We start from the raw sequence: 20,383 nt of genomic DNA, 5'->3' as shown, positions 1-20,383 counted from the left end.
ATGGTCATGACGAACACCCGCGACATCGCCCTCTGCCTGCCCGAGGATGCCGAGACACTGGGCACCGAGAACGTGCGGATGCGCCTGCTCACCGACGCGAACGCCAGCGACGGCGCGGTGAGCACCCTCGAGGTCACCATGGCGCGGGGTGCCGACGGCGCCGCTCCGCACTTCCACACCCGTTCCGACGAGCTGTTCTATGTCGCCGACGGCGAACTCCAGGTCATGGCGGGCGATCGCATCCTCACCGTCGGCGCGGGCGGCTCGCTGGTCGTCCCACGGCAGATGCCGCACGCCTTCGGCGCCACCCCGGACAGCGGCGCGCGCATCCTCATCGCCCTGATGCCCGGCGTCGAACGCTTCGAGTACTTCCGCCTGCTCGATCGGCTCATCCACGGCACGGCGACCCACGAGGAATTCGTCGCCGCCCAGGAGGAATTCGACAACCACTTCGTCGACGCGCCCGCGTGGTGGGACGAGCGCAACGCCCACCGGGTTTGAGCCGTGGCGCAGAACGCGGCCCTTGCCGCCGTACCGGGCCTGATCGAGGCCTCGGCACGGCGGCGGGACACTGATCTACGCCGTCAGCATCTCCGTCAGATGATCGGCGATCGCGACAACGGTCGGCTGCTGCCAGAAGACGGTGGCCTGCAACTTGTGGCCGAACCGCTTCTCGAGCTTCTTGCGAATGGTCACCGTCATCACCGAATCGAGTCCCTGTTCCAGCAGCGGACGGCGCGGATTCAGATCCGACGGATCGGGCAAGCGCATCTCGGCGGCGATCGTGCCCGACACCTCCGCCGCGATCAGCTCCCGCACCTGCTCGGTGGTCAGGTTCTCCAGCGACAGCACCGGACCGGACAGCGCCGAGCCTGCCGCTGAATCGTCCTCGACCGGACGGTCGATGACCGGATACTCCATTCCGCTGACCCGGGCGATCACCGTGCCGTCCGTCGACGCGACCAGCCCGTCCACGACATCGGTGCGCTTCGGATCCAGGGCCACCTCGATGATCACCTCGTCGGCCGGCTCACCGGCACAGCGCACGTCATCGATCTGGACCACCATCCGCAGGACCGGTTCGCCGCCGAACGCGGCGGGCGCGATCGACATCACCGCATCGAGTACCGGTGCCCAGGTGGCGCTGCCGCCTGCCGCGACGCGCACTCGCGCGCGCACCACGTCGGCGCCGAAGAGCAATTCCTCGACACGCCACTCGAACCCGGTTTCGGGCACCCCGACCGCGGCCAGTCGCTGGTGGACCACGCCCGGTTCGACCGGGAACATCCGGCGCGCCGCCGGGTCGTCCAGGGCCGTGGGCAGCGGCACCCCGGCTGCGACCGGCACCGAGGATGCCTCGGCGTGGATCAGCCAGGCGACTTCCTGCTCGGGGTCCTCACCCGGTGTCCGTGAAGCGATCCGCAGCAGCCCACGATCCGGATCGTGCACGACCTGCACCTCACGCTCACCGTCGGTCAGCAGGGGATGGCGCATCGCCACCCCGGCGAGCTCGATCGCGGCGTCACCGAGCACACCGGCCTGCCGGAAGGTCTCGACCAGCACGGCGGCGGGGACGATCTCGGCGCCGTTGAGCGCGTGGCTACCCGGATAGGGGCGGTTCTCGTCCACCAGCACCGTGTTCCAGATCCGCAGATCGCTGCCCGCGACGGTGCTCGGGGTGCCGAGCAACGTGTGCGAGGTCGCGGCGTGCCCCTGGCCGGGGACCCGACCGGCCACCGAGGGGGCGTGCCACAGCCGACGTCCCTGCCACGCGTAGCCGGGCAGATCCGCCTGCGCCGCGGGTGGCTGCAGGCGGTCCAGGTCGACGAGCAGTCCCCGGCAGTGCACGGTGCCGAGCGCGGCCAAGAAGGCCTGCTGCTCCGGCACGTCGCGACGCAGGGTCGTGCCGACGAACGCGTCGTCGATTCCGCTCTCGCCGAGCGTTTCCCGAATCGAGTGGGCGACGACCGGGTGCGGCGAGATCTCGAGGAAGTCGCGGAATCCGTCGGCCAGCGCGGCCTCGACGGCGCCCGCCAGCCGCACGGGATTTCGCAGGTTCGCGACCCAGTACTCGGCGTCGGCCGCCGGTTCGGCACGCGCGTCGAGCAGCGCGGTCGAGTACATGCGCACCGAATGCGGGCGATAGTCCAGGTCGGCGCCCGCCGCCGCGAGCTCGGCGAGCAGCGGGTCCATGTGCGGACTGTGGAACGCCACATCGGAGGCGACGCGGCGCACCCCGATCCCGTCGTCGGGCCACTGCGCGAGCACCTCCTCGATCGCGCTCGGGTCACCGGAGAGCACACTCGACACTGTCGACGACGCGATCGCGGCCACCAGATCTGTTCTGCCGCCGAGCTTTTCGTCGGCATCCCGCAACGGCATCGTCACCATCGCCATCGCGCCGTTGCCCGCGACCCGGCGCAGCAGGATCGAACGCCGGCAGATCAGCCGGGCACCGTCGGCGAGCCGCAGCGCCCCGCTGGCCACGGCGGCCGCGATCTCACCGACGGAGTGGCCGATGATGGCGTCCGGGGTCACCCCGTACGCTCGCCACATCGCGGCCAGACCCGTCTGCATCACGAAGATCATGGTCTGGATCCGGTCGACGCCGTCGATCTCGTCGTCGATCAGTACCTGTCGCGGCGAGAAGCCGATCTCGGCCAGGAAGATCGGCTCCACCTCGTCGACCACCGCCGCGAACTCGGGCACGGCGAGCAGCTCGCGTCCCATTCCGCGCCACTGTGAACCGTGTCCGGAGAAGACCCACACCAGGCCCTTACCGAATTCGGCGGCCACGGTTCCCGTCACGACGCCGGGGTCCGGCCGTGCGGCGGCCAGTTCCCGCAGTCGTGCGATCAACTCGTGCTCGTCGCGGGCCACCACGGCCGCGTTGTGGTTCAGTCGCGACCGGTGATGGGACAGGGTGCGGCCGACGGCGTCGAGCGACACCGCGCCCGCCCGATCGCTGACCCACTCCGCGAGCCGATCCGCGTACGCGCGCAGGGCGACATCGGAGGCCGCCGAGAGCGGAAACAGCCGGAGCCCGTCGAGCTCGGTCCGCGGCGGCGCGACCGGTGGCACGGGCGCGGCGGGCGCTTCCTCCAGCACCAGGTGCGCGACGGTGCCGCCGTAGCCGAAGCCCGAGACGCCCGCGCGCCGCGGACTGCTGCCCTCGGACCACGCGGTGTGCTCGGTGGCGAGCCGAATACCCGAAGTGTCCCAGGGGATCTCCGGATTGAGCTCGGTCGACAGCGGCGTGCGCGGGATCTCGGCGTGCCGCAACGCCAGCACCGTCTTGATCACACTGGCCACGCCCGCGGCCCCCTCGAGGTGGCCGATGTTCGATTTCACCGACCCGATCAGGCAGGGGTCGCCGACCGGACGCACCGATCCGTACACCGAGGCGAGCGCCTCGGCTTCCATCGGGTCGCCCAATCTGGTGCCGGTGCCGTGCGCTTCGACGAAATCGACTGTGGCCGGGTCGATTCCGGCGTTGCGGCAGGCCCGCGCCATGACGTGGGCCTGTGCTTCGCCCGACGGCGCCATGATCCCGTTGGTCCGGCCGTCCTGATTCACCGAACTGCCCCGGATGAGCGCGAGCACCTCCTCGCCCGCGCGCTGCGCGCTGTCCAGGCGGCGCAGCACCACGACGCCGCAGCCCTCGCCACGGCCGTAGCCGTCGGCCGAGGCGTCGAAGGCCTTGCTGCGGCCGTCGGGGGCGAGCGCGCCCGCCGCGTCGAGGGTGATCGTCTGGCCGGGGGTGACGATCAGGTTCACCCCACCCACGATCGCCAGATCACAGTCACCGTTGCGCAGGCTCTGGGCGGCCAGGTGCAGCGCCACCAGCGAGGCCGAGCATGCCGTGTCCACCGCGATGCTCGGTCCGCGCAGATCGAACGAGTGCGACAACCGGTTGGCGACAGCGCAGGTCGCCGCGCCGATGCCGGTCCACGCCTCGATGCTCGCCAGGTCCTCCAGCATCAGCGCACCGTAGTCACCCGTGCAGACGCCGACGAACACACCGGTCTCGCTGCCCGCGAGTTCTCGCGGCGCGATCCCGGCCTGCTCGAGCGCATCCCAGGTGACCTCGAGCAGCAACCGCTGCTGCGGGTCCATCAGCGAGGCCTCACGCGGGGAGATGCCGAAGAATTCCGCGTCGAAGCGCTCGATCTCGTCGAGGAAGCTGCCTCGGGTCACGGTGTTCTGGATGGCGGTCGCGAATTGTGGTGTGCGGTGCCGATATCGCGACCAGCGCTCCGGCGGTATCTCGCCATAGGTGTCGCGCCCGGCCGAGAGCAGTTGCCAGAAGTCGGCGGGGGAACCGACGCCGCCGGGGAAGCGACAGCCGATGCCGATCACCGCCACCGGATCGACCGGGGTGTGGGAGGCGTTGCCGGAGACTGGGTGGGACATAGCGTTCTCGTTCCTGGATGCGACGGACGTGGGATCGGGATGGACGGTCACGCGATCCACCCCGGATCACGCAGAACCTTGATGACCGCGGCCGACAGCAGCACGCCGGGCGCCGAGCCGAACAGCAGCATGTACTGACCGGGCCCGAGTTGACCCGTGGTGATCAGATGCTCGAACGACAGGATCTGGTCGCTGGCCGAGCAGTGGCCGATATCGCGCCCGAATTCCCAGGTCGACATCTCCATGGGCAAACCGAGCGGCACCATGCACCGCTGTTCGGTGGCCTCGCGCGAACAGTTCAGGAACGCGACGCGGGCGATGTCGCCGAGCTCGATGCCCGCGTCGGCCAGCGCCTGGCCGACCACCACCGGGATCTGCTCGCGCACCCGCGCCAAGGCCGCACCCAAGGGCGAATCGGGCGCTGCGGCCACTTTGGCGGTGATTTCCTGCAGCCGGGCGAAGAAGTCAGGCGACTTCCCGAGCGAGACACCGGGCGGGAACATCGGTTCACTGGCCCGGTGGATCTCCTCGGCTTCGGGAATCGAGGTGTGGCACACCGACATCAGCTGGGCGAAGCCGTCGGTCTTGCTCAGCACCACCGCGGAGGCGGCGTCACCGGCGACGAACAGCGCCGACATCTGCCACCGGTCCATCAGCGGGGTGCCGAAATTGTCGGCCGCCACCAACAGCGCGGTACGCCGGTCGGGATCGGCGCGCAGGTAGTCGAATGCCATCGACAGGCCGGCGAACATGCCGTTGCAACCCTGCCGGATCTCCAACGCCGGGATCGGCCCGACGAGATGACGTTGCAGGTAGGGATGCGGCAGCCAGCCCTCCGGGCCTTGCAGCCAGGTGCTGGCGTACAGCAGCAGATCGAATTCGTCGGCGGCCAGACCGGACCGTTTCACCGCGACTTCCGCGGCGCGCAACGCCATCTCCGGGGCGGGGATCGGACCGGCCACCGCCGCGCCGCCGAGCTCGTGGATCTCCGCGGTCTCGGCGGAGTACAAGCCCTGTGCGACAGCCTGTTCGGTGGTGACGGTCGAGGGGAGGAACGAGCCGAGGGCGGCTATGTAGGTATCGGGTGTTCGCATGAAGATCCTCAAGCAATCGAGTCGGTCTGGTCCTACCGCCCGGTCCAGTGCGGTAGACGTTTCTCGGCGAAGGCCAGCGGGCCCTCGGTCGCGTCGGACGAGTCCGCGCGGACGCGCTCCCACGGGTAGTCGGCCTCGAAGGCGGCGGGCAGTGGCAGATTCGCCGAGAGCGCGGCGGATTCCTTGATCGCGCGAATCGACAGGGGCGCGCAGGCGAGCACGTCGGCGGCCCAGCGGTCGGCGCACGCGTCCAGTTCCGATTCGTCGACCACCTCGTTGACCACCCCGAGCTCGTAGGCCCGGGTGGCCGACATCGGGCGGCCGGTCAGCAGATGTCCCATCGCGACGCGGTAGGGCACCTGCCGGGGCAGCCGGAAGACCCCGCCCGCGCCCGGGATCAGCCCCAGTTTCGCCTCGGGGAGCCCGAATCGGGCGTCGGTCGACGCGATCACGATGTCGCAGGCGAGCGCGAGCTCGAACCCACCGCCGAGCGCGTACCCGGACACCTTCGCGATGATCGGTTTCGCGAAGGAGAAGCGTTCGGTCAGCCGCGGATACCCCGGCTTTCCCGCGCTGCCGAACGAGGACCGGGTCGGGGCGCCGTCGCCGATCCGCTCGGCCAGTTCCGTCAGGTCCTGCCCGACCGAGAACGCCCGCCGCCCCGCCCCACTCAGCACGACGGCCCAGATGTCGTCGTCGGCTTCGATGTCGTCCCAGATCTCGGCCAGCTCGGCGTGCATGGCGCGATTCATCGCGTTGAGCACCCGCGGCCGGTTGAGTTCCACGGTCGCGAGATGGCCGTGTTTGCGGTACTCGACGGTGCTCGACGGCGCCACGGTGGTCATCGCGGCGCCTTGCGGTCGAACCGCTCGGTCTTGGCCATGACGTCCGGGGAGTACAGTCGCAACGCCTGGTGCAGCGCGAATTCCGCCAGATAGCGGCGGAACACGTCCTGTGGTTCCTCGGCGACGACCAGCATGTGCTTGTTGGCGACCACGGCGGGCGAGGCGAGTCTGGCTGCGGCCTTGCCGATTTCGAGGTCCATGTCGGCCGGTTCGGCGACGGTGTCGATCAGCGACCGCGCGTCCGGTTCGGTCGCCCAGATCTTGCGGCCCCACAGGATCACCTCCCGCGAGAGCCGGAAGTTCGCCGATCGCCCCAGGCGCAGGTTCGCGACGCCCGGGATGATGCCCTCCTGCGCGGCGGGCAGGCTGACGTAGCTGTCGGTCGCCGCGATGACCCGATCGAAGACCATGAGCAGCTGTGCCCCGCCCCCGATCGCGAACGAATCGACGGCCGCGACCCAGGGTTTGGTGACCGGGACGGCGGGCCAGCGCGCCGCGTCCTCGGTGTGTCCGCGCAGGATCTTCGCGATGTAGCCGGTCTCGCGACCGAGCAGGAAGTCGAGGAAGGAGATCTTGCCCTGGTGCAGGTGGGCGAGATTGATGCCCGCGCTGAAGACTCGGCGACCGCGATAGCGCGGATGGTCCATCACGCCGCCGCGGACCACGCCGACCCGGGTCTCGGGGTCGAGCAGTACCAGGTCGACCGCGGTTTCCATATCGGCGACGTGCTGGTTGTCCTCGGCGTTGAGGCACTCGGTGTTGGTGATCGTGATCGTCGAGGTGCTGCCGCTGCGCTCGAGGCGCGCGGCAGGCAGTGCGATCGAGCCGGTGGCGCGGAAGTCGGCGAGCAGGTCGAGGGCGGCCTCGGTGGGCGCGCGCATCGCGTCGAGCAGGTGATTGCCGAGGACCGGGTCCGCGAACACGGCCTGGAAGAAGATGCCCTGATCGATCTCCCAGCCCTCTTTCGCCGGCTGCGCCACCGCGGCGTCGGCGTGCACCTGCGCGGTGCTCGGGAGCAGGCCGGGATACAGCACAGTCACGGCCGCGGCGAGCGCGCTCAGCCGAAGACCTCGCCGCAGGTCATCGGTGGCCGTCCCGTAGACGACAGCGAGGTGCCGTCGCAGGAACTGCCGACGCAGGCGGCGCAGCACGTGGTGCGCGGCCGCGGCCGCGGCGGCCGCCGTCTCGTCCCGGTCGGGAACCGGTCCGAGCGACTCCAGCAAGGCCGCGTGTTCGGTTGCCGCAGCGCGCAATTCGGCCATGTCGTAGTCGAGCTGACCCACGATCGTGCGCGGGGTGATGACGATGGTCACGATGCCGCCCGTTCACGTCGCAGCGCGCGGTCCGAGGCGGCCAGATGCGCGCCGAGCGCGTCTTCGAACCGGGTGCTCGGCGCGTCGAGCAGCAACCTGCGCCGGATCGCGATCTCGATTCCCGAGACCGCGCCGAACAGCGCGGCGCCCGCGGCGATCGAATCGGCATCGGCGCCGGGTTCGATCACGGCGTCCACCAGGCCACAGTCTCTGGCCCGCTCGGCCGACAGCGCCCGGCCGAGTACCGCCAATTCCCGGGCCGGACCACCGCCGGCCTGACCGGCCAGCCGGTAGACCGCCATCGCGGGCCACACCCCGCCGTCACTCGCCGCCAGCTCGAAGACCGTGCCCGCCGCCATGATCCGGTAGTCGGCCACGAGCAGGAGCTCCGCGGCGGGCCCGTACGCGTCGCCGTCGACGAGGGCGATGACCGGCGCGGGGACCTGTTCGAGGCGGCGCAGCGCGCCTTCCCATTTGTTCACGTCGCCGACGCTGACCGGGCCCGGCCAGGCGAATCGCGCACCCGGTGCCGCACCGCCGATGCGCAGGACCACCGCGCACTCTCCCCCGGCCGCCGACGCGTCCTCGGCCCGCACCGCTGCCGCGAGCACGCTCGCGGTCAGTTCCGGTGCGAGCGCACCGTCGGCTGCCACTTCGGTGGTGATCATCTCAGTCACGAATTGCCTTTCCACAGGATGGTTTTCGCCCTTCGGCGCTCAGAACCGCAGCAGCGCGGTCTCGATCTGCGATCCCGGACCCATCGTCATGAGGACGCAGTAGTCGCCGGGCGCCACGCGCCCCTCGGCCAGCAGCCGCTCATAGGAGAACAGAAACGATCCGCTGGACAGATTCCCGAAATCGCGCATGACGCTCACGGTGTGGCGCAGGTCGTGCGTGGTCAGACCGAGGTTGATCTTCACCGCGTCGATCACCTTCTTGCCGCCGGAGTGCACGATCCACTGGGCGATGTCCTTGCGCCGGAGCCCGGCGTCGCCGAGTAGTTCGTCGACGACCCGCTCGACGTGGGCGCCGACCTCGTAGGGAACCTCTTTGTCGAGATAGAAGCTGAACTTGCCGGCATCGTCGTCCCAGTCGTAGCGCATCGCGTCCACCGCCCGCGTGATCATGTAGCTGGCGCGCCCGATCAGTTGTGGCGCACCGGATCGCGTGTCCGTGCCGGCGCCTACGTAGGATTCGCCGGTGCTGATCGCGAGGGCGGCGGCGCCGTCGCCGAACAGGCTGTTCACCACGGCGGTCCGCATCGTTCCGTCGAACACGTAAGCCGCCGAACATGCTTCGGAGCAGGCGAGGACCGCCAGCCTGCCCGGGTTGGCGGCCGACCAGGAGGCCACCGCGGTCAGGCCGTTGAGCCCCGCGTTGCACCCCATCCCGACGACGTCGAGGCGCCCGGTGCTCGGCGCGAGACCGAGCTCGTTGATCAGCAGGGCGCTGAACCCCGGGGTGAGAAATCCGGTTGTCGTCACCGCCACCAGGTAATCCACGTCCCGCGGCTGTCTGCCGATCTCGGCCAGGCATCGCCGAATCGCCGCCGCACCGGTGTCCACGCCGTGCCGTCGATGCTTGCGCAGCAGGTCACCTTGCGACTCGGACCGGAACTGTCCCGCGTCGTCGACCGGCGGCAGGGTGAGATAGCGGTGCTCGATCCCGCCGTTGAGGAAGACACCGCGGATCTTCGGGTCGTCGATGGCCAGCAGATCGACCAGCTCGCGCTGGCTGTACCGCGTGGGCGGATTCGCCGACGCCACCCCGAGCAGGCGCGGTGTCGTCGATGTGGTGCCGGATTCGGTGTCGCGATCGGCGCCGTGCACGCGTCGCGCGAACAGATGCTCGATGGTTGTCATGATCGAGGTCCAATCTTGTGCGATAGACACCGCAAAGCCGCGAATGACGGCCTACCGCAGTTGCAGTCGAGCGAGAAACAACAGTGCTTGAAGCACGCATCGACGGTGATGTGCGCGTGGTGTGGCGGCGATCGCCCGAACCTGCCCCCGCAAGGTCCCGGTCCCGGTATCTATGCCCCCGCGACCCGATGTTCAGCCCAAACCTACTGTCGCCCAATGGATTTCACCAGGCCCCAATTTCTTGGGGGATGAATTCGTTACCAGGTGACCGCCGCCCCGATGCATGGCCGATTCCCACAATCCCGCACGTTCTCGAACCACGGCTAGAGATAGATGTGGACATTCGTCGATGACGAATGTCATCGGTGAACGTCTACATTGGTTTCTGGCGGGCGGTCGCGGCTCGCGGAACAGTCATGGGGTGGTAGCGGTGATACTGGAACGTGCGCCCTTGTCGAACGCGACCCGGCCCGATCGGACCGGCGCCGCCCTCGGCGTGCTGCGTGGGCTGTCGGCGCGGATTCCCCGCGACGCCGTGGACATCGCCGCGGCGGGCACTGTCGTGGCCGCGCTCGCGCTCGGCACCCTGACGCTGATCGCGACCGTCACCACCGACACCGGGCATCGACCCGACCTCGCCGTGACCGCCGCTCTGCTCGCGGTGAGCCTGTCGCTCTACCTCCGCCACCTCGCCTTCGCTGTCCGCGACGCCGTCCCACCGGCAGCGCCCATCACCTCGGCGCTGCTGGCCGTGCTGGTGGTCGGGGCGGCGCCGGTCCTCGGTGTCGCGTGGCTGAACACCGTGCACATCGTGGCGGTGGTCGTCGCGCTGACGCTGCGACCCGTGCTCGCCCTGCCGATCGCGGTGGTGCTGATCGCCGCCGTCGCGCCGTCGGCGGCATTGCTCGGCGCGACCGAGCAGGAGGCGATCTGGTTGCTGGTCACGACCGCGATGCGGGTGGTCGCGGTCTACACGCTGGTCTGGATGGTCGTCGCGTTGCGCCGGCTACGCAGTGCCGGTGCGGCGCTCGCCGAACAGGCCGTCGCCCGCGAACGACTGCGAATCGACCGCACGGTCACCCGAACCGTCCATACCGCACTGGTGGCGATCACCGAGTCCGCCGATCGCGCGGCGAGTTCCGCCGCGCGGAGCGACCATGTGTCGGCGCGCGCCGAACTCGGCGAGCTCGTCGCCACCTCGCGTAGCGGCCTCGCCCAGGCGCGGCAACTGATCCGCAGTGTCCAGCAGACCGACTTTCGCCGTGAGCTCGCTTCCACTACAACACTTCTCGCCGCAGCGGGCGTGGTTGCCCGCATCGACCTGCCCGCCGAAGGACCACCGGCACAGTACGAGGAACCACTGCGCGCCGAACTGCGCCACCTCCTGGCGCGGCTCCTGCGCGACGGGCCGACCGAACCGGTGCTGATCACTGTTCGCCAGGTGGGGGGTCGCTGGCAGCTCGACTGCGCCATCGAGCCCAGAACCGCCACCACGGCAGGGGAACTCGGATGACCGAGGTGTCGCGCCCGCTCCTCGGCCCCTGGCTGGCGACCGCGCAGACCGCGCGGTTCCTCCTGGTCGGGACCACCTGCGCTACCGGTGCGCTGGCGCCCGCACGGGCGACCTTCGCCGGAACCGAGCAGGCAGGCCCGGCCTCGCTGTGGTGGATACTGGCGGTCGCCGTGGTCGCCGTGCACCTGTACCACGCCTTCGGCACGGTCGGCGCGGACCGCGAGCCCGGTAGCGCCGACGACCCTCGCCCGCGGGGCTGGCCCATGACCTTCACGCTGCTGAGTGGTCTCGTGTACCTACCGATGGTCTGGTCACCGACGGCGTGGGGCATCAGCCAGGTGTTCTTCGTCGCCTCGGCCGCACTGCTCGTACGCGGCCTGCCGCGCGTACTCCTCTGCGCGGCCCCGATCGCCGTCACCGCGGTCGGCACGCTGTTCGCCGCCGACCGCATCGCGTCGCGACACCCGGTGGCGGCCGCCATCGAGGTGGTGGTCGTGTTCACCGCCATCGCCGGGTGCCTCGTCGGCGTGGCCCTGCTGGTCCGCGCCGTGGCCCAACTCGAACGCACCCGCACCGATCTCGCCGAGCAGGCCGCGGGCCGAGAACGCCTTCGGGTCTCGCGCGACCTGCACGATCTCCTCGGGCAGAGCCTGTCGGCCGTCTCGCTCAAGGGCGACCTGGCCGCGGCCTTGCTGCCCAGCGATCCGGGCGCGGCACGATCGGAAATCGACGGCATCGCCGCACTCGCCCGCGAGACCCTGCAGGCGATGCGACGGGTCACCCTCGGCGAGCACACCATCTCCCTGCGCACGGAAGCCGCCGGGGCCACCGCCCTGCTCTCGGCCGCCGGGATCGACACCCACCATCACATCGATCTTCCGCCGCTGGCGCCCGAGGTCGACGACGCGTTCGCGTGGGCCACTCGCGAAGGCATCACCAATGTGCTGCGGCACAGCACCGCCCGCACGTGCTGGATCGAAGCCGGTCGGCGGGACGGCACGCTGTTCTTGGAGATCGTCAACGACGGGGCGCACCGCAAGCCGGGTTCCGGGAACGGCCTGTCCGGACTGGCGGAGCGGACGGCGGCGTTGTCGGGTACCGTGTCGGCGCGACACAGCAAGGACGGCCTGTTTCACTTGCGCGTCGAGATCCCAGGGGGGACATGATGATTCGCGTGCTCGTCGCCGAGGACATGCACATGATCCGGGGCGCGCTGGTGGCGCTGCTGTCCCGCGAGGAAGACATGGACGTGGTATCGGAACTGGACCGTGGCGACCATGTCATCGACGAGATCCTGCGCACGCGCCCGGATGTCGCGTTGCTCGACATCGACATGCCGGGCCTGGACGGACTCAGCGTCGCCAAGCTCATTCACGAACAGGTCCCCGAAACCCAGGTGCTGATCCTGACCGGACTCAGTCAGCCGGGCTATCTGCTGCGCGCCCTGCACGCGCAGGTGCGCGGTTTCGTCGTCAAGGACGCACCGGCGCAGACACTGGCCGACAGTATCCGCAAGGTTGTCGCCGGCGAGCGGGTGATCGACACCGACCTGGTCGCCGCGGCCCTCGAGACCGGTACCAGTCCGCTCACCACCCGTGAGGCCGATGTGATCCGGGCGGCCGAGACCGGGATCAGCACCGACGAGATCGCCACCACGCTGTTCCTGTCACCGGCGACGGTGCGCAACTACTTGTCGAACGCGATCACCAAGATCGGTGGGCGCAACCGCATCGACGCGATCCGCATCGCCCGCAATGCCGGCTGGCTGTGAGCTCGACCGGTCGCGACAGCACCTGGCCGGGACGCCGGAAAACCCGACGGCACAGTGCCGTCGGGTTTCGGCGCTTCGCTGGTTCAGCGGGCGGCCGCGGTGATGGTCGCGACCACCTCGTCCGGATGTGACACCGGCGACGCGTGCGAGGACTTCACCTCACTGACCTGAGCTTTCGCGCGATCGGCCTGGAAGCGCTGCGCCGCGGGCGGCAGGATCTGATCCTCGGTCGAGATCAGGTACCACGACGGAGTCGACGCCCACGACGGGTCCCCGCTCGGCTCGGCCTGCGCGGCCGCGGAGGTAGGCCGCTGACGCGCGGCGAGCTGCGCCGCGACATCGGCGCTGACGTCCTGAGCGAAGACCTCACCGAACTGTTCGGGTTTCAGCGTGACCTCGGCTCCGGTGTCGGTGGGCTTGATCTGCAACGCCGGGCCGATCTTGCTGCCCGGGTACTTCGCGGGATCCGAGAGCGCTTGTACCGGTTCGCCTTTCGCCGGGGCGAAGCCCGCGATGAACACCGCGGACTTGACCTCCGGACGGTGCATATTGCTGATCACGGCACCGCCGTAGGAATGCCCGACCAGCACGACCGGCCCGGTGACATTCGCGATCGCCGAGGTGACGGCGGCCGCGTCCGAACTCGGTCCACGCAACGGATTCTCCGGCTGGACCACCTGGTAGCCCTGCGCCCGTAGTTTGCCCGCGACCGTGTCCCAGCTGGAACTGTCGGAGAACGAGCCGTGCACCAGCACGATGGTCGGCTTCGCCACGGCGGCAGCGGCGGTCGTAGTGGGCGCCGGCGCGTCGGCCGATTCGGTGTCGCTGCCGCACGCGGCGGTCGCGAACACCGCGGTCGCGGCCAGCACTGTCATGACATTTCGGAGCCGGACAAGCTTGTGCATAGCGTTCCATTCTCGTAGGCGTCGGTCTCTCGACTGAGAATCGCAGTCCGCTCCGATGGCAGGTAGATACCGATGTGGACGGCGACCGATGGCAAATGTCACGGTCGCCGTCCACTCGGCAGCACAATCAGCTGACCCCGGGGATCACGGAGGGCCGATATCGCGCAGCTTCTCTACGTATTCCGCGTCGGCACTCGACCTTTCGGCCAGCAGGACATCCATCGCGGGCGGCAGCGCCGGGGGCAGGGCAGGGGTGGTGCGAATATCGAGGACATAGGGCTTGCCGTCCGCGACGGCCCGGAATCCGCGTTCGATCGCGCGCTGCAGCTTGCGGCCGTCGTCGACCACCTTTCCGTCGATGCCGAAGGTCTTGGCGATGTCGACGAAATCCTGCTCGGGTTCGCCCAGGCTCAGATAGGTCGCCGGATTGGTCGGCCGCCAGCCGTAGACGCGTTCGATCAGCCCGAGCCCGATCACCAGCGACGAATACTGCGCGTCGTTGACGACGATGTACAGCACCGGCAGATCGAATTTGGCGCTGGTCCACCAGGAATTGGTGTGGAACAGCGCCGAACCGTCGCCGATGACATTGACGATGTAGCGCTCCTCCCGCACGGCGAGGGAGAATCCGATCGACGCGGGCAACGAGAATCCCAGCGAACCACCCGAGGTGCAGAAGTAGGCGTCCGGCGAATCGTACTGAACCACCTTCTGCAAGCTGCTGGCGATCGAGAACGCTTCGTTGAGTACGGTGATCGGCCGATCGAGCGTCTTCTGCACTTCCGCCAGCGCGAACGCCACCTGCTGACCGGGAATCGGCACAGGGGCGTCGACGACAGCGGTCTTCGATTCTTCCGAAACCACCGAGTCGACGGTCTCGAGTTCGGCAACCGCCGCCGAATCGAGCAACTGGAATTGGTCGGCGTCGGCCGAGAACGCGGCGTCGCGTTGCGCGCCGAGCCGCAGAATGTTCGCATTGCGCGCTTGCGCCGACGCGAGGTCGAAGTGCGGGCTCGCGGCGATACCGGAAATGATCGGCGGCAGCGTCTTCTTGATGTCACCGAGGACACCGACCTCGGTGAAGTAGTTCTTGCCGATCTGCCACGAATCATTGTGCAGCGCCACCTGAACCAGGTCCGCGGGCAGGATCGGGCCCTTGTCCCACCGGAAGATCGAGATCTGGGCGTGCGAGTTCACCCCGATCAGGAAGATGGTGTCGTAGCCGCGCAACTGCATGTGGATGCCGTCTTGGATGGGTGCCAGTTCACCCTGCCAGTGCGGCAGGTCGTTCGGATAGTTCATCCGGCTCGCCTGGAACTCCGAGTACACGGCCGCGCCGAGCAGGTTCGCGAGACCTTCGATCTCCGGCCACGCGCCGGCCTCTCCGACGCCGTCGCCGACCAGCAGCACCGGATTGTTCGCGTTGGCGAGAGTCTCGACGGCCGCAGCGATCCCGGCCTCGTCGCCGGTCACCGCGTGCGCGATCCGAGTGGAGCGGGCCGGTTCCTGCAAGGTCGGCTGCTCGATCAGGAAATCCCACGGCACCGAGACGAACACGGGCCGGAACGGCGGCGTGAACAATTCTTTGAACGCACGCTGCATGACGAGCGGAATCTCGTCCGCGCTGCGGATCTCGTGTGCCCACTTCGTGTACTGGCCCGCGGTTCGGACCAGATCCGATCCCAGCAGCGGCTCCTGGATCAGCAGATCGCTGTGCTGCTGGCCGCACAGGACGAGGACCGGGATATTCGAGGTGTACGCGTCGAAAAGGTTTCCGACGATATTGGCGGCGCCAGGGGTGATGTGGACCAGTGCGACGCCGGGCTTGCCCGACGCGCGGGCATAACCCATCGCGGCGCCCATCGCGATGTTCTCGTGCAGGGTCGGGATGTACTCGACACCGTTCTCCGGAATGGTGGTGGCGTCGATCAGCGGGATTTCCTGGGTGCCGGGAACACCGAAGATGTACTCGATGCCGGCGTCGCGAATGTAGTCGAAGATGACATCGCGCCCTAGTTTGGGTGAACTCATTGCAGTCCTGTCATACGGTCGAGATCGGGAGATGTTCTCGGTGCCGGTCGCAGCCTGGCGATGCCCATTTCGCCCCGTTCGGGCAGCAAAAAAGCCCTGACCGAAAGGCCGGGCTGATGGGGTCGTCGAGAGTGCGCTGCGAGGGGCCGAGAAGCGGGGGTCACCGGCGTAAGCGCCGTAGAAAGCCCAACCTGGCCGGAACTTCGTTGTCTCACAACCATTTTGAGCACGCGAATGCCCGCTGGCTCAATGATGACCCAGCGCGGGGGCGCCGTCAATGGCAAGCGCGAATCCGATCGAACAACCTGGTAGAGCCCGCGCGCGTCGTGAAATTTCCGGCCGGCGCGGCGACGATCGCGATGGGCGTAAGGCCACGGCGGCCATACCGGACCGCTCGGAATGTGTCCGAGATTGCACACACACCGGGAACAAGCACGCGCGAGCCGCCGGTTATACACCGTATGACGTTCTCCGTACCGGTCCTCGTCCGCGGCTACGAGCTCGACACCCAGGGCCATCTCAATCACGCCGTCTATCACCAGTACGGCGAGCACGCCCGGTGGGAGCTGCTGCGCGCGGCGGGCATCCCGCAGGACAAGTTCATCGCCAGCGGCGTCGGTGCGGTGGTGCTCGAGTCGACCATCAAGTACAAGCGCGAACTGCGCGGTGGCGACGAGGTCACCGTGACTTGCGTGTTCGACTGGAAGCAAGGCGAGAAGGTCTTCCGCTTCCACCACCAGATCATCAAGCTCGACGGAACCGTCGCCGCGGAGATCACCGTCGTGGCGGGCGCGATGGATCTGACAGCCCGCCGGCTCGTCGCGAACCCGGCCGAACATTTCCGCGAGCTCGCCGAGAATCCCGAACTGCTCGGCCTCTAGCAACCACACACGGCGCGGCAGGCACCCTCCAGCACGGACCCGGGGGACGTCTGCCGCGCTGTTGTCATCTGCGTTTGCTGTCAGATTGCCGGTGAGAACACGCTTGCAACATCCGAGTTGTCCGAAATTCTTTCCCGGCAAGGCGATCACGCGCCGCTCGGCGGTTTGCCCGGCACTCCGCAAATCTCGCGAACCGGCTCGGCGGACCACCTGTTCACGTTATGATCCGAAGCACCTTTTGGGGTTCTGGCAAATCGCGAGCAGACGAGAAAGATCGGAGTGAGTGCCCATGACCGACGCCATCCACCTCCCCGCTACCGCGTCGTCCCGAGATCGGGGCCCCGCCTTGCGCGGATTGCTGGTGGCCGAGTCCGAGCGCGACATCTCGGTGCGCGTCGACGGTGGAACCTGGACATTCGACCGCAACGACGTCGTGCGACTCACCGAAGACCGCGTGGGCGCGGGTGAACGTCAGGTACGGGTCGATATCCGTCCCGGCGCCACCGCCGACTTCACCCGACGGATGCGCGTCGATCTGGTCGACCGGCCGATCACCCTCGCACCGGAACCGTCGGAGGCGCTGGGCGACGAGCAGCTGGCCCGCGCCACCCGCAGCTGGGCGACGAAATTGCGCATCGCCGAACGAGGTGGTGTCACCGGGGCGACCTTCACCTTCCGCGACGGCATCAACTGCGACAGCCTCGACTGAAACGGCGCGCAAGTGATGGAAGGCGCTACCGACGCCGTGCTCATCGTCTCCGAAGCCGACGACCTGCACGCCGATGCGCTGGCGTCGACCCTGCGAGACCGCCACGGGCTCGATCCGATCCGGCTCGACCTGCGCGACTTCCCCACTGAGACAGGGAGTTTCCGGCTCGACAAAGCGGGCACCAACCGCGCGATGTCCCATGTCCACGGCCTCGACGACGTCCGCGCGGTGTGGTGGCGCAGGCCGCACCCGTGCCGGGTGCCCACCGGCGTGCGCGCGGCCGACGACGCGTTCCGCCAGGCCGAGTGTGACGGATTCCTGCAGGGCATGCTGTGGTCGATCCCGGCGTACTGGGTCAACGATCCGGCCGCCGAGCGCACCGCGAGCCGCAAGATCGTCCAGCTCGAAACCGCGCAGCGGGCGGGTTTCACGATCCCGGAAACGCTGGTCACCAACGACCCGGACGAGGCGCGCAGTTTCGTCGAATCCCGGTGCGGGCCAGTGGTGTACAAGCGCACCGGCACGGGCCGTGGCGAATTCTCGGAGACCAGGATCATCACCAGGCCCGAGCTGAACAAGCTCGAGTCGATCCGGTCGACGCCGACCACGTTCCAGGATTACGTGGAGGCCAGCTGCGATCTTCGGGTCGTCTGGGTCGACGGCGTCGAGTGGAGTGTGCGCATCGACTCCCAGGCGGGAGTCGGACGCATCGATTCCCGGCTCGACACCTCGGTCGCGTTCGCACCGGATCGGCTACCGGCGTCGGTCAGCAAGTCCCTCGCGACCCTGATGGGCGCGCTCGGACTCAGCTTCGGCGTGGTCGATCTGCGCCTCGGCAGCGACGGCGAGTACTACTTCCTCGAGGTGAACCCGCAGGGACAGTTCGCCTACCTCGAGATCAAGACCGGGCTGCCACTGTTCGCCAGCCTGGCCAATCTGCTGGTCCGTGGCGACGGAGCCGTCGCAGGCTGGTAGCGACACCGTCGCGTGGCGCGCGATTCAGTCGGCCGGATTCTTGCGCCGATTGGCACCGCCGCGCCCACGCAGTTCTACATGTGACTCGACCAGCACATTGTGGATGAAGCCGTACGAGCGGCCGGTGGACCTGGCCAGGGTGCGAATGGACGCGCCCGCCTCGTACTGCTTCTTCAGCTGGGTCTGCAGCCGGTCGCGGGACTTGCCCGTCACCCGGGTGCCCTTACCCAGGGCTGACTTGCCGATCGTCGATTTACCCTTGGCCGACCTAGCGGCCTGTCTGGCACTGTCGCTCATGGCTTCCTCCGAGTCGCCGAGCACTTCTTCCAGGCTAGACACTCCGCACTCGGTGATCAACGAAAACAGTGATCAAACTCACGCGATCCCGGCGAGTTCCGCCACGACACAGCCTTTCACCACGGATCAGGCGAGGTCGATCAGCTCCGCGTACTCCGCGGACCAGTGGTCCTCGGTGCCGTCGGGCAGCAGAATGACCCGCTCCGGGTTGAGCGCCTCGGCCGCGCCAGGGTCGTGCGTCACCAGTACCACGGCACCCGCGTAGGTGCGCAGCGCCTCGAGGACCTGCTCGCGCGAGACCGGGTCGAGGTTGTTGGTCGGCTCGTCGAGCAGCAGCACGTTCGCCGCCGAGGACACCAGCCCGGCCAGGGCCAGACGCGTCTTCTCGCCGCCGGACAGCGTGCCCGCCGGCTGGTCGAGCTGCGGACCGGTGAACATGAACGCACCGAGCAGGCTGCGCAGCTCCTGCTCCCCCGCGTCCGGAGACGCGTGGCGGATGTTCTCCCACACCGAGGCCTGGTCGTCGAGGGTGTCGTGCTCCTGGGCGAAGTAGCCGACCTTGAGCCCACGGCCCTGCTCGACGCCGCCCGCGGTCGGCGTCTCGACACCGGCGAGCAGTTTCAGCATGGTCGTCTTACCGGCGCCGTTGAGCCCGAGCACCACCACGCGGCTGCCCTTGTCGACGGCGAAGTTCACGCCAGTGAAGATTTCCAGGGAACCGTAGAGCTTGGTCAGGTCCTTCACCATCAGCGGCGTCTTGCTGCAGGCCGCGGGCTCGGGGAACCGGATACGGGCGACCTTGTCGCTCACGCGCACGTCGTCGAGCTCATTGATCAAGCGTTCGGCGCGACGCACCATCTGGTGTGCCGCAGCGGCTTTGGTGGCCTTCGCGCCGAGCTTGGCGGCCTGCTGACGCAGCGCGCCCGCCTTCTTCTCGGCGTTGGCGCGCTCGCGGACGCGGCGCTGCTCGTCGGTGGCACGGGCGTCGAGGTACTTCTTCCAGCCCATGTTGTAGACGTCGGGCTCACCGCGCACGGCGTCGAGGAACCACACCTTGTTGACCACGTCGCCGAGCAGTTCCACGTCGTGGCTGATCACGATCAGGCCGCCGTCGTGGTTCTGCAGGAACCCGCGCAGCCAGGTGATGGAGTCGGCGTCGAGGTGGTTGGTCGGTTCGTCGAGCAGCAGGATGCGGTCGGAGCGCCCACCCGAGCCGTCGGAGGCGGAGAACAGGATGCGGGCCAGCTCGATGCGGCGGCGCTGACCACCGGAGAGGGTGCGCAGCTGCTGATCGAGGACGCGATCCGGCAGGCCGAGGCTGTTGCAGATGCGGGCCGCCTCGCTCTCGGCGACGTAGCCGCCGAGCGAGGAGAACTGGTCCTCGAGGCGCCCGTACCGGCGAATCGCCTTGTCGCGAGCGGCATCGTCGGCCACCTCGGCCATCTCGACCTGGGCCTTCTCCATGTCGCGCAGCAGCACGTCGAGCCCGCGCGCCGAGAGCACCCGGTCTTTGGCGATCACATCGAGATCGCCTTCCTTCGGGTCCTGCGGCAGATAGCCGATGTCGGTGGAGCGCGTGATCTTTCCGGCGTACGGCTCGCCCTCGCCCGCGAGGATGCGCAGGGTGGTGGTCTTACCCGCACCGTTGCGACCGACCAGTCCGATCCGGTCGCCGGACTGCACCCGCAGCGCCGGCCCAGGAGCCGAGAGCAGGGTACGGACTCCGGCCCGGACCTCCAGGTCGGTCGCCGTGATCACAGAGTTCTCCTCAGAG

Annotated in this window: 17 protein-coding genes; 7 read left to right on the top strand and 10 right to left on the bottom strand. The window is 68.6% G+C overall.

Annotated features, from left to right (window positions below; translation table 11 throughout):
• Positions 1–6 precede the first annotated feature (6 nt).
• The gene (locus tag ACFVVI_RS03990; RefSeq protein ID WP_378995291.1) at positions 7–501 is read left to right on the top strand and encodes a cupin domain-containing protein; all 495 of its coding nucleotides are present in this window, start codon (positions 7–9) and stop codon (positions 499–501) included.
• A gap of 75 nt (positions 502–576) precedes the next feature.
• On the opposite strand, the gene ACFVVI_RS03985 is transcribed toward ACFVVI_RS03990, so the two are convergent.
• The 6 genes from ACFVVI_RS03985 to dpgA are packed head-to-tail and all read right to left on the bottom strand — an operon-like array spanning position 577 to position 9,527.
• On the bottom strand, positions 577–4,413 hold the full coding sequence (locus ACFVVI_RS03985) for a type I polyketide synthase (RefSeq protein ID WP_387443041.1): 3,837 nt from the start codon (positions 4,411–4,413) through the stop codon (positions 577–579).
• A gap of 47 nt (positions 4,414–4,460) precedes the next feature.
• Positions 4,461–5,507: a ketoacyl-ACP synthase III family protein gene (locus tag ACFVVI_RS03980; RefSeq protein WP_387443038.1), complete on the bottom strand. Its 1,047-nt coding sequence runs from the start codon at positions 5,505–5,507 to the stop codon at positions 4,461–4,463.
• A gap of 32 nt (positions 5,508–5,539) precedes the next feature.
• Complete coding sequence (gene dpgD, locus ACFVVI_RS03975) at positions 5,540–6,352, bottom strand: enoyl-CoA-hydratase DpgD (RefSeq protein WP_378995298.1); 813 nt, start codon at positions 6,350–6,352, stop codon at positions 5,540–5,542.
• The gene (gene dpgC, locus ACFVVI_RS03970; protein ID WP_387443036.1) at positions 6,349–7,665 is read right to left on the bottom strand and encodes a (3,5-dihydroxyphenyl)acetyl-CoA 1,2-dioxygenase DpgC; all 1,317 of its coding nucleotides are present in this window, start codon (positions 7,663–7,665) and stop codon (positions 6,349–6,351) included. The genes dpgD and dpgC overlap by 4 nt, the downstream gene beginning before the upstream one ends.
• Positions 7,662–8,333 (bottom strand): enoyl-CoA-hydratase DpgB, encoded by a 672-nt coding sequence (dpgB, locus tag ACFVVI_RS03965; RefSeq protein ID WP_378995349.1) that lies wholly within the window; start codon positions 8,331–8,333, stop codon positions 7,662–7,664. The genes dpgC and dpgB overlap by 4 nt, the downstream gene beginning before the upstream one ends.
• A 48-nt stretch (positions 8,334–8,381) precedes the next feature.
• Entirely contained in the window at positions 8,382–9,527 is a 1,146-nt protein-coding gene (dpgA, locus tag ACFVVI_RS03960) for a 3,5-dihydroxyphenylacetyl-CoA synthase DpgA (protein WP_387443034.1), read from the bottom strand.
• Between the two features lie 451 nt (positions 9,528–9,978).
• Between dpgA and ACFVVI_RS03955 the strand changes: the two genes are divergently transcribed.
• Genes ACFVVI_RS03955 through ACFVVI_RS03945 form a run of 3 tightly spaced genes read left to right on the top strand, consistent with a single transcriptional unit; the run spans position 9,979 to position 12,811 of the window.
• Positions 9,979–11,040: a hypothetical protein gene (locus ACFVVI_RS03955; RefSeq protein ID WP_378995304.1), complete on the top strand. Its 1,062-nt coding sequence runs from the start codon at positions 9,979–9,981 to the stop codon at positions 11,038–11,040.
• Entirely contained in the window at positions 11,037–12,206 is a 1,170-nt protein-coding gene (locus tag ACFVVI_RS03950; RefSeq protein ID WP_378995306.1) for a sensor histidine kinase, read from the top strand. The genes ACFVVI_RS03955 and ACFVVI_RS03950 overlap by 4 nt, the downstream gene beginning before the upstream one ends.
• Positions 12,206–12,811 (top strand): response regulator, encoded by a 606-nt coding sequence (locus ACFVVI_RS03945; protein WP_378995351.1) that lies wholly within the window; start codon positions 12,206–12,208, stop codon positions 12,809–12,811. Before ACFVVI_RS03950 ends, ACFVVI_RS03945 begins: the two co-directional genes overlap by 1 nt.
• A gap of 83 nt (positions 12,812–12,894) precedes the next feature.
• Here the strand turns inward: ACFVVI_RS03945 and ACFVVI_RS03940 are convergent, their stop codons facing one another.
• Positions 12,895–13,716, bottom strand: a complete 822-nt coding sequence (locus ACFVVI_RS03940; RefSeq protein WP_387443031.1) for an alpha/beta hydrolase — start codon at positions 13,714–13,716, stop codon at positions 12,895–12,897.
• Positions 13,717–13,860: 144 nt separating this feature from the next.
• Complete coding sequence (locus tag ACFVVI_RS03935; RefSeq protein ID WP_387443029.1) at positions 13,861–15,747, bottom strand: thiamine pyrophosphate-binding protein; 1,887 nt, start codon at positions 15,745–15,747, stop codon at positions 13,861–13,863.
• Between the two features lie 461 nt (positions 15,748–16,208).
• Between ACFVVI_RS03935 and ACFVVI_RS03930 the strand changes: the two genes are divergently transcribed.
• The 3 genes from ACFVVI_RS03930 to ACFVVI_RS03920 all read left to right on the top strand — a co-directional run bounded on the left by ACFVVI_RS03930 (position 16,209) and on the right by ACFVVI_RS03920 (position 18,312).
• Positions 16,209–16,628 (top strand): acyl-CoA thioesterase, encoded by a 420-nt coding sequence (locus tag ACFVVI_RS03930; RefSeq protein ID WP_387443027.1) that lies wholly within the window; start codon positions 16,209–16,211, stop codon positions 16,626–16,628.
• 289 nt (positions 16,629–16,917) lie between these two features.
• Positions 16,918–17,337, top strand: coding sequence for a hypothetical protein (locus tag ACFVVI_RS03925; protein ID WP_378995314.1), 420 nt, complete (start codon positions 16,918–16,920; stop codon positions 17,335–17,337).
• A gap of 15 nt (positions 17,338–17,352) precedes the next feature.
• Positions 17,353–18,312 (top strand): hypothetical protein, encoded by a 960-nt coding sequence (locus ACFVVI_RS03920; protein WP_387443024.1) that lies wholly within the window; start codon positions 17,353–17,355, stop codon positions 18,310–18,312.
• 24 nt (positions 18,313–18,336) lie between these two features.
• Here the strand turns inward: ACFVVI_RS03920 and ACFVVI_RS03915 are convergent, their stop codons facing one another.
• Complete coding sequence (locus ACFVVI_RS03915; protein ID WP_378995318.1) at positions 18,337–18,609, bottom strand: helix-turn-helix domain-containing protein; 273 nt, start codon at positions 18,607–18,609, stop codon at positions 18,337–18,339.
• A 126-nt stretch (positions 18,610–18,735) separates the two neighbouring features.
• Positions 18,736–20,367, bottom strand: coding sequence for an ABC-F family ATP-binding cassette domain-containing protein (locus tag ACFVVI_RS03910; protein WP_266290317.1), 1,632 nt, complete (start codon positions 20,365–20,367; stop codon positions 18,736–18,738).
• Between the last annotated feature and the right edge of the window lie 16 nt (positions 20,368–20,383).

This window comes from Nocardia sp. NPDC058114 (genome assembly GCF_042884695.1).
Classification (GTDB): Bacteria; Actinomycetota; Actinomycetes; order Mycobacteriales; family Mycobacteriaceae; genus Nocardia.
The sequence above is the reverse complement of the archived record's forward strand: the minus strand, read 5'-3'. Positions and strand labels throughout refer to the sequence as shown.